Origin of the sequence: Yersinia artesiana (assembly GCF_902726545.1) — a bacterium.
Taxonomy (GTDB): domain Bacteria; phylum Pseudomonadota; class Gammaproteobacteria; order Enterobacterales; family Enterobacteriaceae; genus Yersinia; species Yersinia artesiana.
Genome location: NZ_CACVAD010000013.1, coordinates 39,875 through 57,746, shown reverse-complemented (window position 1 = coordinate 57,746; position 17,872 = coordinate 39,875). Strand labels below are relative to the sequence as shown.

The following is a 17,872-nucleotide window of genomic DNA, read 5'->3' as shown; positions in this document are numbered from 1 at the left end:
GTCCCTCAAGCTGGCTTTATGCTTTATAAATTAAGCATAACATAAAGAAATATGGCGAGACTTTGCCGTATCAGAGATCAATTAGCAAATTACCACCCGCTCATTTAGCCATATCATTCCGGGTTCTGTTAGCAACAAAAAAGGCGCACCGCGCCTGCACGCTGGTTGCACCTTTTTGATTCACTCTCACCTTTTCACTAAAACAACCGTGAATTACCCTTCGTTATGCATCTCCAGGTTTTCCGCTTCGTTATGACTACGTAATGCTTGCGCATCGTCGTTACGTAACGATTCCAGATATTCCAGATAGCTTTGATCCACATCTTTAGTGACGTAAACGCCGTTAAAGACTGAGCACTCGAACTGAGTAATATCTGGGTTATCTTCGCGTACCGCCTCGATAAGGTCAGTAAGATCCTGGAAAATCAGCGCATCTGCACCGATCAACTGACGAATCTCATCCACTTCACGCCCATGTGCAATTAATTCATTGGCACTTGGCATATCTATGCCATACACATTCGGGAAACGAATTTCTGGAGCGGCAGAAGCGAAATATACTTTCTTCGCTCCAGCTTCACGCGCCATTTCAACGATCTGTTCTGACGTGGTACCGCGCACAATAGAGTCATCCACCAATAACACGTTCTTATCACGGAATTCTGCACGGTTGGCATTCAGTTTACGGCGCACTGATTTACGGCGTTCCTGCTGGCCCGGCATGATAAAGGTACGGCCAACATAACGGTTTTTCACAAACCCCTGGCGGTAGGGCTTATCCAGAATACGGGCGATTTCCAGCGCAATATCACAGGAAGTTTCCGGGATAGGAATCACAACATCGATATCCAGGTCTTCCCACTGTTTGGCAATTTTTGCGCCTAACTTCTGGCCCATACGCACACGCGCACTGTAAACAGAAATTTTATCCATAAAGGAGTCGGGGCGAGCAAAATAAACATACTCAAACAAGCACGGATTGTATTTCGGATTTTCAGCACACTGGCGAGTGAATAATTGGCCTTTCTCGGTGATATATACCGCTTCACCCGGAGCAACATCACGCAAGAATTCGAAGCCAAGGGTATCCAACGCCACACTTTCAGAAGCGACCATATATTCATTACGGCCATCAGCGAGAGTGCGCTTCCCCATAACCAGCGGGCGAATACCGTTAGGATCACGGAAAGCAACCATACCATGACCAATGATCATCGCGACGCAAGCATAGGCACCACGAATCAATTGATGTGTAGCGGCAACAGCGGCAAAAATGTTGTCAGATTCCAACGGATAATGCTGGAAACGGTCCAATTCGCTGGCAAAAATATTCAGCAGAATTTCTGAGTCAGAAGTGGTGTTCACATGACGGCGAGAAACTTCGAATAATTCCTTTCTCAGCTGGTGAGCGTTAGTCAGATTACCGTTATGGGCCAAAGTGATGCCAAACGGTGAGTTAACGTAGAAAGGCTGAGCCTCGGAAGCACTGGAGCTGCCTGCTGTTGGGTAACGAACATGGCCAATACCCATATTCCCCTGTAAGCGCAGCATATGCCGGGTTTCAAATACATCCTTCACCAAGCCGTTTGCTTTACGCAGCCGGAACCCATTATGGGCATCAATGGTAACGATGCCCGCAGCATCCTGGCCTCGGTGCTGAAGCACCGTCAACGCATCATAAATCGACTGGTTTACCGGTGCAAAACCGGCGATACCGACAATACCGCACATGTTGTCTTTTCCTCATAAGCCGCTCCGAATCGGTAATTGATTCGGTAAGAAACTCGACGTGCTCTGTAGGTAGTCAAAGAACCACCTGATGATATAACTGAACTGCGGGATTAATTGTGACTGTTTCCAATCAGCACTCTGCGAGAAGCCGGTAAACGTATCCAGAAAGAACAACATGGCCGAGACAATCAACACGCCTCGCAGCGCACCAAAACAGATGCCCAAAACCCTGTCCGTTCCTGATAACCCCGTACGTTCAACCAGCGAACCAATCACATAGTTAACAATAGCCCCGACGATCAATGTCGCGATGAACAAAATGCCGATAGCAATTCCGTTGCGAACCACTTCATCTTCAAAGCGGGTGAAGTAGATAGCAAGGTAAGTGTAAAAGTGGCTGGCAACAAAAAACGCACATCCCCATGTTACAAGTGACAATGCTTCACGGACAAAACCCCGGATTAAGCTGACTAAAGCAGAAAATCCGATAATCCCTATAATGACGTAATCAATCCAGACCATGACTATTCCAATGACGAAATCGCCGCTGCATCCTGTTCGCGGCGAATTCTAACAGAAAAAGAAAACGTTTGCGTAGAGGAATTCTTACCGGCGACAAATTAAAGTGCGGCGATTTTAAAAACAACAATCGCCGCACAAACTTAACGCGAAAAACCCTATACACCCTGATGTCTTAACTTTTAATCAAACTTTAGCGCCCCGTACCATAGGGCTTAACCTGCCCATTCAGACCACTTAATGAATTAAGCTCTGGCAAGGCCGATTGCAGTTTCTGTTTTGACGCATCAGGCCCGACATACACGCGGGTAATCTGGCCTTGAACCGGCGTCGCTGGCACCGTAAATGCGCGATGACCTGACAATCGCAGCGTCGCAACAATCTCATTCACTTTGGCCGCATTTTTCAGCGCTCCCAGTTGGACGACATAGGCCTGCCCCACTGGTGCTTTTTCTTCAACAGCCGATTTGTTTTCTGGTTGTACTTGCGGTTTAACCTCAGGTTTTGGCTTAACTTCCTGCGGTTTTTTCTCGACTGGCGCGGGCTTAACCTCAGCCGGTTTCTTCTCGACGGGTTTCACTTCAACCGGCTTACTTTGTACCGGTGGCGGTGCCACGATAGTCGGTTCAGACGGCAGGTTACCGGCATCATTAGCGGCCTCTGAGCCGGAATCATCTTTAGGGACTGCCACGGCTTGCGCTGCACCTTCCGGCGGCGCAATAGGCAGGGGCTGACTGACCGGTGGAACCGCATCAATCTCCTGACTATCACCGGGTTTTGGCACTAATGGGATGGCAGCAAACTCATCCTCATAATGCTTCTTTTTACCATCCAGTAGCCCCGGCAGTACAATCACGCCCAACGCCACCAGAATTATGGTCCCGACTAAACGGTTCTGGAACTTACTTGCCACTCGCACTCCCCATTTCAATGTCTTGATAAACTCAAGCTGTTACAAATCCATTGCTGCCATAACATGAGCAACCGTATGGAAAGAGCCACAGACAATGACCACATCCTGTGGTTCTGCATCCTGCATGGCCTGACGCCAGGCAGTTTCGACATCACTAAACTGGCGTGATTGCGCCAAATGCTCGGCTAACTGCTCCGCGCTGGCCCCGCGCGGCCCTTCCAGCGGCGCACAGTACCATTCATCGACTTGCTCAGATAAACACGCCAGCGTACCACCAATGTCTTTATCCGATAACATTCCAACCACCGCGCGCACTTTGCCCTGTTTGGGCAGTTGAGCCAGTTTATCTGTCAAATAACGCGCGGCGTGCGGATTGTGAGCCACATCCAAAATCAACAATGGCTGCTCACTGATTATCTGAAAACGCCCCGGTAAACTGGCGGCCTGTAATCCCTGACGAATCACGTCTTCGCTCAATGGCAATCCAGAATAATGCAATACTGCCAGAGCTGTAGCAGCATTGGCTAGTGGCACATTTGGTAGCGGCAAATCGTTCAGTTGGCGATCACCGCATTGCCAGTTCCAGCTGTTTTTTTGTTGATCAGAAGGTTTTTGCTGACTGAACTGCCAGGCAATATTTCGCTGATACAGATGCGCACCGAGTGTTGCCGCAACATCTGCAATCGACTGCGGCATATCAGGTTCGCCCACCACTGCGGGTTTACCCGCACGGAAGACACCGGCTTTTTCACGGCCAATGCTTTCTCTGTCGAAGCCTAGCCAATCGGTGTGATCGATCGCAATGCTGGTAATGGCGGCAACATCTGAATCCACAATATTAGTCGCATCCAAACGCCCCCCCAGACCCACTTCCAGAATTACCACATCAAGCTTAGCCTGCTTAAACAGTTGCAGGGCAGATAAGGTGCCGAACTCGAAGTAAGTCAGTGAGATATCTTCGCGCCCAGCTTCAATTTTAGCAAAAGAATGGCTGTGTTCCGCTTCAGGCAATTCTTGCCCCTGAATACGAACGCGCTCGGTGTAACGCAAAAGATGAGGTGAGCTGTAAACTCCGACCCGCAGACCCGCTGCCAGTAAAATTGATTCCAGGGTACAACAGGTGGTGCCCTTGCCATTGGTTCCGGCAACGGTAAAGACTTTAGGGGCAGGTTTAAGCAAGTCCAAACGCTCAGCAACCTGTTTAACACGTTCCAATCCCAGCTCGATTGGCTGAGAATGCAAACGCTCAAGATAGTAAAGCCACGCGGCCAAAGGCGACGTGGCTTGGGGAGTTTGATGGTTTTTCATAAGTCCCGTCACTGACCTTTATACCCATCATACTTCAAGCTGCATGTGCGTTGACTGCTTTCATTCACCCGAATCATTGACTAACGTCAACTCATCGGGATTCACTCAATTGCCGCCTTCCTGCAACTCGAATTATTTTGGGTATATATTTTCTTTTTAAAGCTATAAAGCTTAAGTTGCGATAATGCTCGATAACCGGGTACCACCTTATCAGGGTGGCACCCGTTCTGATAATCAGGCATCAGCCTGATTATCAGCCACAGCCGCATCAGCCTTAGCATCATCCGCTTTTGGTTGCGGTTGATTGGTCAATTTCGACAAAATGCTGGCCAGCGTCTGACGCATAACCGGGCGGCGAACTATCATGTCGATAGCGCCTTTTTCAATCAAGAACTCACTGCGCTGGAAGCCTGGCGGCAGTTTTTCACGCACAGTTTGCTCAATAACCCGAGGGCCAGCAAAGCCAATCAGAGCCTTAGGTTCAGCGATATTGATATCACCCAACATTGCCAGACTGGCGGATACACCGCCCATAGTCGGATCAGTCAGCACTGATATATACGGCAAACCACGCTCTTGCATTTTAGCCAGAGCAGCACTGGTTTTTGCCATCTGCATCAAAGACATCAATGCTTCCTGCATACGGGCACCGCCACTGGAAGAGAAGCACACCAGTGGGCAATTGTCTTCCAGTGCCTGTTCTACCGCACGAACAAAGCGAGCACCGACCACTGACGCCATTGACCCGCCCATAAAGGCAAATTCAAATGACGCGGCAACAATCGGCATATCACACAAAGTGCCTTTCATTACCACCAGAGCATCTTTCTCGCCCGTCTCTTTTTGTGCAGCAACGAGGCGATCTTTATACTTTTTGGAGTCCTTAAATTTCAGGACATCCTTTGGCTCCAGTTCGCTACCTAATTCCACTTCACTGCCTTCATCCAGCAGCATATGTAACCGCTGACGGGCTGACATGCGCATGTGATGATCACACTTAGGACACACTTCCAGATTGCGTTCTAACTCGGCACGATAAAGTACCTGACCGCAGCTGTCGCACTTCGTCCACACCCCTTCAGGAATACTCGCTTTACGGGTTTGTGTGATATTGCTTTTGTTGAGAATTCGTTCAATCCAGCTCATCGATGACCTTTCTGTTTGAACCTGGCTGTTGCCAGTTCGCTGTTCATGCTTTAACCATCTCCCTGAAAACACTCCAATAAAAAATGCCTAAGATATACGCCAATGTGGCGTAACTAAGGCACTTAACTCGGATTGTCCGCAGGAACAGACCACAAATGTGACTCATTAAACCATATTGGTTCGACAGTGTAGATAAAAAACTGGTCGAACCCACGGCTTAGGTAACATTTTTACTGATTTTTCTGACGTGCTGCTGCCCGCCGATGCCGCCAAACCTCGAATACGCCCGGCAAAATTGACACCACAATAATGGCAACAATCAGCAATTTCAGATTATCCTGAACAAAAGGCATGTTACCAAACCAGTAGCCAGCATAAGTGAATAACAGCACCCATACCAACGCTCCAATCACGTTATAAGCGGCAAAATGGCGATAGGACATTTTGCCCATACCCGCAACAAACGGCGCAAAAGTACGAATAATCGGAACAAATCGCGCCAAAATAATCGCTTTACCACCATGTTTTTCGTAAAACTGATGGGTTTTATCCAGATAACTACGACGGAAAATTTTGGAGTCCGGGTTACTGAATAACTTTTCACCGAATATTCGCCCAATGGTGTAGTTAATCGCATCACCTAAAATCGCGGCCGTGACCATCAGAGCAACCATAATGTGAACATTGATGTCATTGGAAGGCAATGAGGCTAATGCACCGGCCACAAACAGCAGAGAATCGCCCGGCAAGAATGGCGTTACCACCAACCCGGTTTCACAGAATAAAATCAGGAATAAAATACCATAAACCCAGATGCCGTACTGTGCTACCAGTTCTGCCAAATGCACATCAATATGCAAAATAAAATCAATAACGAAACGTATAAATTCCATAAATACTCTCGAAGGTAAACGGGCCTAATCTCTGCGAGCTTAACTGAACTTCCTTAGGTATTCCTTAGCCCCAAGTGATTCATCCGCCTAATACATGTTGTTGCATAAAAATAAGGCAATAATATTAGTCGTCAGCTAAAAAAAGCGGCCCCAATGGCGTTTTGGGTAGAGCAAAGTGCTCAGGATAGTCAACCGAGACTAAATATAACCCTTCTGCTTTCGCGGTTGCCGCCGCACGCGATCTGTCTTTCAGCGCCAGTAACTCGGCCATCCAGGTGACACTCTGATTACCGCAACCAATCTCAATCAGGCTACCGACAATATTGCGCACCATATGATGAACAAATGCGTTAGCCTTGATATCTACCACGATATACGCGCCATGTCGGGTAACTTTGACATGTTTTACATTTCGCCAGGGTGTACGGGACTGGCACTGTATCGCACGAAACGAAGTAAAATCATGTTCACCGAGCAAACATTGCGCAGCCTGTTCCATTTTTTCGGCATCCAGCGGCATGTAACAATGGGTGACCCCTTGCGCCAAAACCGCTGGCCGATAGCGATGGTTAAAAATAATATAACGATAGCGTCGAGCCGTGGCACTGAAACGGGCATGAAAACTATCATCAACTGTTTTGACCCAACGAACCGCAATATCAGGCGGTAAATGGCTGTTGACGCCCATCGTCCAGGCGGCATCTTTGCGCTCGGCCGTGGTGATAAAATGAACTACCTGCCCCGTCGCATGCACCCCGGCATCTGTCCGTCCGGCACATAATACGCCGATAGGCTCATTGGCGACTTTTGACAGTGCGGCCTCCAGACAAGCCTGTACGCTGGCAACCTCTTGCTGGCGCTGCCAACCGAAATAACGGCTGCCGTTGTATTCAATACCCAGCGCGATTTTAATCCCCGCAGCCTCAGCCACGGTATTTTCTGGCTGAGTCAACTCAAGTTCGGACATCAGTATAGTTGCTCCTGCAACAGGCGCTCCGCCGTTTCAATGGCCATCAGCGCACCGCCAAAACGAATGTTGTCGGTCACCGACCAGAATTGCAACACTTCGGGGATACCATAGTCATTGCGGATACAACCAATACTCAAAACATCACTGCCAGAAGCATCAGTCACTTGTGTTGGGTAATCATCTTCTTCCGATAACTGGATATCGTCGCAACTTTCCAGCTCACTGCGGGCTTCTTCCGCGGCGATTGGGCGTAAGGCTTCCAAATGAACCACTTGTGCCTGGCCGTAGAATACGGGCGACTGTACACAGCTCACGGAGATAGGTAACCCCTCGTCTTGCAAGACTTTACGCACCTGATCCACTAAACGGCGTTCTTCACGTACGCTACCTTCTTCATCAGCCAGCAGCGGTAAAACGTTAAATGCCAATTGCTTAGCGAAAACACCTGGCTCCGCAGGGATACCATTTAACAGCTTGGCGCTTTGCCCGGCGAGATCATCCACTGCGGCTTTACCGTGAGCGGAAGCCGAAATCAGCGCGGTAACATGCAAACGGGACAAACCGGCCTGTTCGGTTAGCGGCTTAATCGCCGTCAATAACTGGCTGGTCAGGCTATCGGCGACCGCCACAATATTGCGGTTGCGGTACTCCGCCAGCACTTGAGGATTCACACTTGGCACCACCAGCGGTACATCCTGTTCCATGGCAAACAAGCCACTGCTGTCGATAACCAAACAACCAGCATTTGCCGCTTCTTCAGCGTATTGCTGTGAAGCTTCACGGCCAGCGACAAAGAAAGCCAGTTGCGCCTGTGACCAGTCAAATTCTGCGGCATTTTCAACCAGCACACTTTTACCGTTAAAGCGCACAGTCGCACCAGCACTGCGCTCGCTGGCCAGAGGATACAATTCACCAACCGGGAACTGGCGCTCATTTAACAGCTCCAGCAAAGCTTCACCTACTGCGCCCGTTGCTCCTAACAGAGCTATATTCCAGCCGTCAGACATGTTGGTTTTCTCCACTAAAGTTCATTAAATTACAAGGATTTATACAAAGACAAAGGCGGTAAAATACCGCCTCAAACTGCTGACAAAGTTAAATGAAGGGGAAACGTGCCGATGGGGTCGTAACGGCGTAAGCCGTCGAAGCGCCCCTAGGTACGGTCAACCCTTCACTCACTAAGCGATCAATAGCTTTGTCATTAACCTCAGACGGCAAAATACCGCCTGATATTCCATCATGATTAATCTATAGAGCGGCTTAGAGTAATTGAGTGCTAAACCCTAACTTTTGCAACAACTCAGCACTGGCAGCATCATCGCACTGCACACAAAGTGATGACCATTCGCGCCGCTCTTGATAGTGCTTACGCAGGCGGTCAAACTCGCCCGGCTGACCAGCAACACGCCGTAACGGCGCATCATCGCGGCGCACATCATACACCAAGTGCATCAATCGTTTTAATTTGCCTTCGTCTAACTCACCATTTAGCCGTAACTGGCTGAATTCGGGCTGTGGCAATAAGCTGGCAAGCTCAACGGATTGTGGCTGACCCAAATATTGACTAAATGCTTCAAACACTTGAGTTGTACCGCGCGCCTTGCCTTCCAATGTGTATCCGGCGATATGGGGTGTCCCGATATCAACGCGAGCCAATAACGGCAAAGATAACTCTGGCTCTGGTTCCCACACATCCAGCACTACACTGAGCTTTTTGCCCTTTTCCAGCGCACGGAGCAGTGCGGTGTTATCAACCACCGCACCGCGACAGGCATTAATCAGAATGCGACCATCGGGTAAAGCTGCCAGCAGTTCATCATCTGCCATATGCAAGCTTTGGTAAGGGCCGGTTTTATTCAGCGGTGTATGGAAGGTGAGAACATCAGCCTCGCGTACCAGCTTTTCCAGCGGCCAAAATGTTTCGTTATCACCGCGATCCGCGCGTGGTGGGTCACACAGAAGAGTCCGTACCCCAAGAGCTTGCAGGCGAGCATTCAGCCGTGATCCCACATTCCCCACACCAATGATACCAACTGTTTTATCACGCAGTTGGAAGCCATCGCGTTCGGCCATCATCATCAGCGCAGAAAAAACATATTCCACCACGGCAATAGCATTACAGCCGGGTGCGGCGGAGAAGCCAATGCCCTGCTGTTGCAGCCAGTTATCATCGACATGATCAGTGCCCGCGGTCGCGGTGCCGACAAAACGAATTGACGTGCCTTGCAACAAGGCCTCATTCACTTTGGTGACCGAGCGCACCATCAACGCATCTGCACCAGCCAGCGCATCAAGGGGGATTGGCCGCCCCGGCACTGCCTGCACATCACCTAACCGCTGAAATAGCACATCGGCGTATGGCATATTCTCATCAACCAGAATTTTCACTTTGTTCTCCGGCAGCTTGCTGCCTTACAGATGAAAAACAGGGCGCTTAGTATATCCCCAAAATCGTTGAAGTTGCAGGTAGGCGGCAAGCGAATAAACCCCGATGAGCTGACTCAAGTCAGTGATTCGGGTGCGTAAACGTAGCCAACCCTCTGCGGCCTCAAGGAGGAAGGGGATTGGTGCGACGAAAACGCTCTGGTGTCGTCCCCGAAATTTGCTGGAACATGGTAATAAAAGCTGACGCTGAACTATAGCCTACATCAAGTGCCACACTTTGCACCGTTCTCCCCTGTTCCAGTAGCGAAATTGCATGTAAAAAACGCAAACGTTGCCGCCATTCACTAAATGCCATACCTAACTCTTGCTGGCAACGGCGTGATAAGGTTCGTTCAGTGGTATAGACCCGTTTGGCCCAAACTGCCAGCGAGGTATTGTCTGATGGACAGCGTTCCAGCGCTGCCAAAATGGGCGATAGCAACTTATCTTGTGAGGTCGGCAAATAGGTGCACTGCACCGGTGAGACTCTGAGCTGATCAATCAGCACCAGACTTAAGCGCAAATCTTGTTCGCTTTGCGGCATTAATAAACCACGGGCGAAACAATCCTCCACGATGGCATTAAAAATCGGGCTGACATTAATCAGACAAGCTGAGGTGGGTAACTCTTTGCAGTGTTCTAACGCGATATCGATAGCGCGAAAATGCATTGATTTACGGTTATAACTGGAATGTTCGACGCCAGCGGGGATCCAGACACTGAATTCAGGCGGAGCCAAAAAGCGCTGCCCGCCAATGCTCATGGCCAGTACACCCGATTTCACACATATCAATTGCCCATAGGAATGGGTATGGGGCAGAAATTCAGTATTGGCATTGTATATCTCGCAGCGGAAAGAGAGATTCTGCGGCGCGGTGGCCGCGACCATCGGGAGATTAGGTTTTATCATCGTCATTCATACCCTGCGGCCTACAGCTCTGCCCGTTTAAAGTTGTCTTAATCACGGCAACGATTGTCTGATTATCAGTATATAGAATAAATCAGACAGCGTTACACTGCACCGCATTAGTATCTCAATGAGAATTATGTGCATGAATGTGTTATTCCCCTTATTTGCGGTGATTATCTGGTCAATTAATGCCGTGGTCAGCAAGGTCTCCGCCACCGCTATTGATCCGGCGGCAATCTCCTTCTATCGCTGGGTACTGGCATTACTGACCCTAACGCCATTTTTGCTAATGGGCGTTATCCGCAACTGGCAGGCAATCCGCGTTTATTGGTGGAAACTGATGATTCTGGGGTTATTGGGGATGGTGCTGTACCAAAGCCTGGCTTATTACGCTGCCCACAGTGTTAGCGCCCTGTTTATGGGAATACTCAGTTCGTTAATTCCATTATTAACCGTGCTTATTAGCATTGTGGTGCTACGTGTGGCGCCTACCGTCGGGATTGCGCTGGGCAGTGTATTGTCATTAGGGGGATTGGTGTGGTTGGTCAGCGCGGGTAACCCGGCGCAATTGCTGCAACATGGCATCGGCAAAGGTGAATTGATGATGCTTGGTGCCTCGGCAGCCTATGCTCTCTACGGGGTGTTAACCAAGCGCTGGGCGATTCAATTACCTAACTGGCAATCCCTATATATGCAAATTGTCTTTGGTGTGGTGCTGTTATTACCGAACTTCCTGTTGGCCGCGGATGTTCAATTAACGGCACAGAATATCCCGCTGGTATTATTTGCCGGCATTCCCGCTTCTATTATTGCGCCTTATTTATGGATTCACGGCGTCATGCGACTGGGGGCAAATACCGCGTCGATATTTATGAACCTGACGCCAGTGTTTACCGCCATTATCGCCGTGACTTTCCTGCATGAACAGTTGCACAGTTACCATCTGATTGGCGGCGGAATTACGCTCGCAGGGGTGATATTAGCGCAACGTCTGCGCACACCATTACGTCGAAAAACCGCGTAATAAACACTCTCAGGGTGAGATAACACTATTACTCGCTGTTGCTATCTCACCCTGAGTATTATCTTTTCTATGTAGCATTAATACGCCCAATAAAACCAATGCACTGCCCAGTAATTGCGCAGCCGATAAGATTTCATCCAATAGAAAATAAGCAATTACAGCGGTGAACACCAATTCCAGGGTGAGTATTAAACTGGCGACGGCCAGCGGGAGCGTTTTCAAGCTCAGATTAAACAGACCAAAGCCCAGTAATGTCGGGCCAGCGGCCAGAATCAGCAATAACCACCAGCCAGACCATTGCACACCTTCTGTCCCGATGGATAAAAAGAACAGATTTCCCACCATCTGCTGTAACCCCTGTATTGGGAACCACAACAACAGTTGATTAAATATCAATTGATACACAGCGGAAAGTCCAAACACATATAAAATGGTATTCCACACAGGGTAACGGCGCTCCGTGGCAATTCGCCCGGCCAGAGTATAAAAGCTGTAACCAATTCCCGACGCCAATCCAATGAATAAACCCACAAAATTAAAATCTGCCGCCGTGATATTCACCCCATCGCTGACCAGAAAACAGCCCACCATGCTAATCACGATAACGAAGAACTCACGCCAACCCATATATTCGTTATAAAAAATCCAGCCCAGAAAAACAGTAAAACCTACCGAGCAATACACCAAAATGGTGGATATCGATGCGCCGTTTAACGCCACAGATTCTGTCCATAAGCCATTAAATACCGCCAGCAACAGGCCATAAGCCAAATAGAATTTGACCTGATCGCGGCGTAATTTGGCCCACTCAGGCTTGATCACTAATAAAATAGGCAACAGAACGGCGGCGACCAACCCTGCCCGCCAAAAAGCTAAGACTGAAGTCGGCAAATGATAATGCGCAGTGAGAATGCGGATAATAATCCCGGTAAAACCCAATAACATGGCACTGATAAGCGCCAGCACATACCCCTGCCGTTTACCGGTCAAAAAACCGCTTCCCACCAGCGGAGCACGAATTATAGATGGGGGTAATCCCGCCGGCATTGCCATAACAGCCTCATTAGATTGACGACATTGCTTAATTTAAGGCAATTTTACTCCGCCATTTTTTTGCCACCAGAGCCACTTCCCTCCTGATTGATGCAGGCCACTTTTTCTTGCTTGAAGCCTTGTTGGCATTGGGTATAGTAAAAGTATCATTTCTAGCCTGAGCCACTTTTGGCGTTATCACATGCATATTCCCTTAGATCGCCAACAAGACATTCCGCTGTATCTGCAAATTGAAGAAGCACTGCGGCGGGCTATTCTCAGTGGCGTCTTTGCTGATGGGGATAAATTGCCGTCAACCCGTACTTTGGCAGCAGAATTGTCCGTCAGCCGCCTAACGGTGGATAACGCCTACGCCGAGTTGGCAGCTAAAGGTTTTTTGCAACAACGACGCGGCAGCGGTGCCTATGTTCGCCATCTCTCGCCACCGCCAAGTCAGCCACAGCCGCTATTACCAGGGGAATTCCCACTCGACCGTTTTACCACCGTGACTTCACGGCTGGACGGTTATGCTGATATTCCCCTCCCCCCAGACACCATCAATTTCGCTGCGGGCATTGGCAGCCCAAAGATTTTTCCACTGGATGAATTCCGCCAGATTCTGCAATCGATATTGCGGCGTCATGCTGAGGAGGCATTCAGTTACGGCGATTACTGCGGTTATTACCCGCTGCGCGATACCCTGAGCCGCATTCTTTCTGCGCAGGGAATCGCGACACGCCCAGAGCAATTGCTAATAACCAATGGTTCGCAACACGCCATCAGTTTGGTGAGCCAATCATTATTGGCCCCAGGTGATACCGTGTTGGTAGAAGAACCTACTTATGCCGAAGCAATTGCCCTGTTTCGCCTACATAAAGTGAATGTTGTTGCACTACCCAGTGATCAGCAGGGCATGCAATTGGATACGCTGCCTGCGCTATTGGTTAAGCATCAACCCAAACTTATTTATTGCATTCCTAATTTTAATAACCCGACGGGCCGCTGTCTGAGTGAAAGCCGTCGCCATCAGCTATTGCACATCGCACGAGCCGCCGGAGTGCCGATTCTTGAAGATGATTACGTCGGGGATTTGCGCTACAGCGGCAAAAAACTGCCTTCATTGCGTTCACTGGCGGCACCGGGCGAGGTTATCTATGTCAGCACCTTTTCCAAAATGTTGCTGCCCAGCATGCGTATTGGTTATTTGGTTGCTGACCAACCTCACTACACGCAGTTGGCACGTTTAAAACATGTAGATAGTTTCACCAGTTCGAACCTGATTCAGCGGGCGCTGGATGCCTTCGTTACCGTCGGGCGATATGACAAACAGCTACGGCGGGCGTGCCGTTTATATCGTCAGCATCGTGATGTGATGGTTGAGGCTCTCACCCAGACATTACCGCCGGATTGTCAGTTTGAAATACCTGATGGTGGGTTATTTATCTGGCTGCAACTACCTGAAAATAAGCCAATTTCTCAACTGATGCCGCTGGCGTGGCAAGCGGGCGTGACTTTTGCCAAAGGAGGTGGTTTTCACACCCAGGAAGCTTACGGGGAGTTTACCTTGCGTTTGAATTTTGCCGCCAACTCCCCAGAATTGATAACTCAAGGAATAACCCGGCTAAGTGCCGCTATCAGGGAGTGCGGGGCAGAAAAAAGCCCAGCCTAATGGCACTGGGCTATCTATGAGAAAATATTATCAGGAAAATATTACGTCAGAAGGACGCCAGCCACAGGCGCAGTTTCATCCCCCAATAGCTGGTCCAGCCGCTGCTGTGTTGTACCATTTTGCCTTGGTAGAGAATAACCACGGTCGGTGTGACATTAATTTGCCACTGGGCGGATAACTCACCTTGCGGGTCATTTATCACCGGCAACTGGTAACCTTTTTTACGCAGCCAAGTCCCAACTTGTGCGGAGTCTCCTGACTTCAGCGCCACGGTCAGGACATTTTCACCCTCTTGCACCAACTGATTGACACTGGGAGTGGTGAATTTGCACACACCACACCATGTCGCCCAGAAATAGATAAGTAGCGGTTTTTCCTGACTCATTTCGGATAACGAAACCACTTTTCCCGCCAGCGTTTGCCGTGGTGTATCTGGCCAATTTGCAGGCGCTTGCGGGCTACGCAACCAATCCATTGCCACTGAAACCGCCACCACCAGCAGCAATAGAACCATCAGTTCTTTGCCCCAGCGCTTTAAGCGATTCATTTACCCGCCTGTGCCAGTTGTTGCTTCACTATCTCTTCCAATTCTTGATAAGAAATCGCGCCCGGTACTAACTGGTCACCAATTAAGGTGGCGGGGGTGCCCTGAATACCCAGTTGGTCGGCCAACTTCAAATTGGAGCGCAGCACATTCAGACTTTGCTCACTTAGCGCAGCCGGTGTCACCCCGGTTTTTTTCTGTGCAGCGGCAATACTGCTCGCATCGTGGAAGCCTTTTTTCGCCATCAAACGCTGATGAAAAGCCATCCATTGTTCCGGGTGCTGTTGCCACAGAGTCAATGCCAATCGCGCACTGGTCACCGAGCTTTCCCCTTTGAATGGCAATGGTTTTATCACCACCGCCACCTGCGGGTACTCTTTGACTAACTTTTCCAACAATGGGTCAAATGTTTTACAGAATGGACAATTGTAGTCGGTGAAAGAAACCAGGGTCAGTTGCGGTGCCGTCGCGCCAAAACGCGGGCTGCCGGGATCTTGATACAGGGCTTGTTTATTCGCCGCGATAAACTGACTCAGTTGTTGCCCTTGTGCTTCATTGGCCTGTTGCTGCCAGGCATTGACCGCTTGTTCCAGAATATCTGGATTAGAGATTAGCGTTTCACGGATCAGTTCTTTAATGCGAACTTCCTGTTCAGGGGTGAAGGGAGCCGCCGCCCATAGAGGGTTCGAAAACATAACAAACAGTAATACAGTCAATATTCTCATTTTTTATTTCCTTTCGCATCGGCCAACACTTTGAGCAGAACATCACTGTCCAGCAGCGGAGAAAGTACCACTCCCTGCGGTTGCTGCGGCCCATAAATTTGGTTGAACGGAATGGCAACACTGCCACGTTCACGTAAAAAAGCGGTGATATCCGCAGAAGGACGCGTCCAGTCTCCGCGTAACGCCACCACATCCGGCGCTTGCAAAGCCTGTTGCACATCATCACGCATCAGCACGTGTATCTTGTTAACTTTGCAAGTCACACACCAATCGGCGGTGACATCGACAAACACGCGTTTATGTTCGGCCAACGCCTTTTTAATGGCTGTTTCGGTTAATGGCTGCCACGGGATATTGTCATGCAGCGGTTTGCGCCATAAATCTGCGGTTAATGACCCCACCAGCAGTAATCCCCCAACAATCAGCACGGCGATTAAACTGACTATCGCGGCAATGCGAGCGCCGTAACGTCTGCCAATAGCCAGTAGTAATGCCAGCAAGACTATTCCGGCGATGATAATGGCAGTTTGCAGGCCGATATGACTGATCATCAAGCTAAGTAACCACAGACAGGACGCCAGCATCAGTACGCCCATGGCGATCCGCAAGTGATTCATCCAACGGCCGGGGCGCGGTAGGCACAACGCGAGTTTCGGCCACGCGGCGACTGCCAACCACGGCAAACTCATCCCCACCCCGAGCGCGGTAAAAATCCCCCACAGCGCGGGCATTGGGGCCGCCAGTGCGAAAGCCACGGCGGTACCAAGGAAGGGAGCAGAACACGGGGTTGCCAGCAAAGTCGCCAAAGCGCCTTGCCCAAAGTGGCCCGCCATCCCCCGAGCGCCCGTTTTTTCAATGCGTGGGGCGGCGATGCGGGTATTCAATGATGAAGAGAGCTGAATCTCGAACAGCCCGAACAGGTTGGCGCTAAAGAGTGCGGTCACCAAGACCATAAAACCGATAAACCACGGATTTTGGAACTGGATCCCCCAGCCAAGCGCATGATTACCCAGTCGCAAGAGCGTCATCAGCAAGGCCAGCAGCCAGAAGGAGGTGATTATCCCAGCAGACGAGGCCAGAAACTGCCAGCGTACCTGACGGCGAGTTTGATGCTCAGTTTGCAGAATGGAACCAAGCTTCATCGCCAATACCGGCAGCACACACGGCATCAGGTTAAGGATTAACCCACCCGCCAGCGCCATCAGAATCCACGACCAAAACGAGGAGCTAGATTGCGGTAACGTTAGCGCGGATCCGATAGTCACCGTCGCCTCTTGCGCCAGCCCACCATCCGCTATCACCAGAGTCAGCGACTTACCGCTCAGATTGCCTGTTCCCTCCCCCCAGCCATCGGTAGCCGGCACCCGCACGGAGAGTTGATTACCCTGCACCGTGACGACCGGTTTGCCGAGGTCGACATCTTCGAGGGTGTCGAAGAACAGTTCTGGCTGCTGCCAACCTTCATCACGCAGAGCAAGAATTTGTACTTCTCCCTGACTAAAACCCGCTTGAATTTGCGGGGTCAATGCATTGGCAATCGGCACTTGCCCCATCGCTTGGGCAAAATCGTGTTCAAATTGCTGCTGGTTTTCAGCGCTGACTGCCGCAGACATATCCAGGCTAAATGGGTAGTCAGTCAAAATGCAGACATTACTGCATGTCGACAGGGTTAATGTTCCGCTGAGTGTTGTGGGGGCTTTACCGGAAATCACGATTGGCAAAACGGCCTGTTCATGATAGCCCTGAGTAGAAATTCCAGACACATCAAAACGTTGCGGTACCGGCCAGTACCATTTTACGGTTTCAAGAGGTGGCGACCAGGTAATAGCGGGTGCAATGCCCCCTTCTCCCGGCGAGCGCCAATAGGTTTTCCAGCCTTTTTCCAGCTGAACGCTCAGTAACATACGGGTTTCATTACCGACAGAAGGCTCGGCACGGACTCGAACCTTGGCATGGTCATTTTGCGCACTGACCAGCCAGCCGCTATCTGCTGCCCAAAGGGTGGGCATCCATAGCAGCAACAGACAGAACAAAGCTGTCTTGCTTAAATTGAGCATTGTCTTT

General features: G+C 49.9%; 16 protein-coding genes. 2 read left to right on the top strand and 14 right to left on the bottom strand.

Annotation, left to right across the window (positions count from 1 at the left end):
• Nucleotides 1-213: 213 nt before the first annotated feature.
• From purF to HU019_RS06140, 10 genes are all read right to left on the bottom strand, one after another.
• Nucleotides 214-1,731, bottom strand: coding sequence for an amidophosphoribosyltransferase (purF, locus tag HU019_RS06185; RefSeq protein WP_174846922.1), 1,518 nt, complete (start codon nt 1,729-1,731; stop codon nt 214-216).
• Nucleotides 1,732-1,743: 12 nt separating this feature from the next.
• The gene (gene cvpA, locus HU019_RS06180; protein ID WP_174846921.1) at nt 1,744-2,253 is read right to left on the bottom strand and encodes a colicin V production protein; all 510 of its coding nucleotides are present in this window, start codon (nt 2,251-2,253) and stop codon (nt 1,744-1,746) included.
• A 190-nt stretch (nt 2,254-2,443) separates the two neighbouring features.
• A complete protein-coding gene (gene dedD, locus HU019_RS06175) occupies nt 2,444-3,163 on the bottom strand; it encodes a cell division protein DedD (RefSeq protein ID WP_174846920.1) in 720 nt (239 codons plus the stop codon).
• Nucleotides 3,164-3,202: 39 nt separating this feature from the next.
• Entirely contained in the window at nt 3,203-4,471 is a 1,269-nt protein-coding gene (gene folC, locus HU019_RS06170; RefSeq protein WP_174846919.1) for a bifunctional tetrahydrofolate synthase/dihydrofolate synthase, read from the bottom strand.
• Between the two features lie 234 nt (nt 4,472-4,705).
• On the bottom strand, nt 4,706-5,617 hold the full coding sequence (gene accD / locus HU019_RS06165; protein ID WP_174846918.1) for an acetyl-CoA carboxylase, carboxyltransferase subunit beta: 912 nt from the start codon (nt 5,615-5,617) through the stop codon (nt 4,706-4,708).
• Nucleotides 5,618-5,847: 230 nt separating this feature from the next.
• Entirely contained in the window at nt 5,848-6,510 is a 663-nt protein-coding gene (locus HU019_RS06160; RefSeq protein ID WP_174846917.1) for a DedA family protein, read from the bottom strand.
• A 124-nt stretch (nt 6,511-6,634) separates the two neighbouring features.
• On the bottom strand, nt 6,635-7,477 hold the full coding sequence (gene truA / locus HU019_RS06155; protein WP_174846916.1) for a tRNA pseudouridine(38-40) synthase TruA: 843 nt from the start codon (nt 7,475-7,477) through the stop codon (nt 6,635-6,637).
• Nucleotides 7,477-8,487, bottom strand: coding sequence for an aspartate-semialdehyde dehydrogenase (locus HU019_RS06150; RefSeq protein WP_077173828.1), 1,011 nt, complete (start codon nt 8,485-8,487; stop codon nt 7,477-7,479). Before HU019_RS06150 ends, truA begins: the two co-directional genes overlap by 1 nt.
• A gap of 253 nt (nt 8,488-8,740) precedes the next feature.
• Nucleotides 8,741-9,868 (bottom strand): 4-phosphoerythronate dehydrogenase PdxB, encoded by a 1,128-nt coding sequence (gene pdxB, locus HU019_RS06145; RefSeq protein ID WP_174846915.1) that lies wholly within the window; start codon nt 9,866-9,868, stop codon nt 8,741-8,743.
• Between the two features lie 160 nt (nt 9,869-10,028).
• Nucleotides 10,029-10,814 (bottom strand): AraC family transcriptional regulator, encoded by a 786-nt coding sequence (locus tag HU019_RS06140; RefSeq protein ID WP_050078399.1) that lies wholly within the window; start codon nt 10,812-10,814, stop codon nt 10,029-10,031.
• Between the two features lie 142 nt (nt 10,815-10,956).
• Here HU019_RS06140 and HU019_RS06135 point away from each other — a divergent pair, with 142 nt between their 5' ends.
• Nucleotides 10,957-11,838 carry a DMT family transporter gene (locus HU019_RS06135; protein WP_174846914.1) on the top strand — a complete coding sequence of 294 codons (882 nt, stop codon included), beginning with the start codon at nt 10,957-10,959 and terminating at the stop codon, nt 11,836-11,838.
• A 9-nt stretch (nt 11,839-11,847) separates the two neighbouring features.
• Here the strand turns inward: HU019_RS06135 and HU019_RS06130 are convergent, their stop codons facing one another.
• On the bottom strand, nt 11,848-12,891 hold the full coding sequence (locus tag HU019_RS06130) for a DMT family transporter (protein WP_174846913.1): 1,044 nt from the start codon (nt 12,889-12,891) through the stop codon (nt 11,848-11,850).
• A 181-nt stretch (nt 12,892-13,072) separates the two neighbouring features.
• Between HU019_RS06130 and pdxR the strand changes: the two genes are divergently transcribed.
• Complete coding sequence (gene pdxR, locus HU019_RS06125; protein ID WP_174846912.1) at nt 13,073-14,539, top strand: MocR-like pyridoxine biosynthesis transcription factor PdxR; 1,467 nt, start codon at nt 13,073-13,075, stop codon at nt 14,537-14,539.
• Nucleotides 14,540-14,585: 46 nt separating this feature from the next.
• Here pdxR and HU019_RS06120 read toward each other — a convergent pair whose 3' ends face one another.
• Genes HU019_RS06120 through HU019_RS06110 form a run of 3 tightly spaced genes read right to left on the bottom strand, consistent with a single transcriptional unit; the run spans nt 14,586 to nt 17,865 of the window.
• The gene (locus tag HU019_RS06120; protein ID WP_174846911.1) at nt 14,586-15,086 is read right to left on the bottom strand and encodes a protein disulfide oxidoreductase; all 501 of its coding nucleotides are present in this window, start codon (nt 15,084-15,086) and stop codon (nt 14,586-14,588) included.
• Nucleotides 15,083-15,808 carry a DsbA family protein gene (locus tag HU019_RS06115; RefSeq protein ID WP_174846910.1) on the bottom strand — a complete coding sequence of 242 codons (726 nt, stop codon included), beginning with the start codon at nt 15,806-15,808 and terminating at the stop codon, nt 15,083-15,085. The genes HU019_RS06120 and HU019_RS06115 overlap by 4 nt, the downstream gene beginning before the upstream one ends.
• Nucleotides 15,805-17,865, bottom strand: a complete 2,061-nt coding sequence (locus tag HU019_RS06110) for a protein-disulfide reductase DsbD family protein (protein ID WP_174846909.1) — start codon at nt 17,863-17,865, stop codon at nt 15,805-15,807. Before HU019_RS06110 ends, HU019_RS06115 begins: the two co-directional genes overlap by 4 nt.
• Nucleotides 17,866-17,872: the final 7 nt, after the last annotated feature.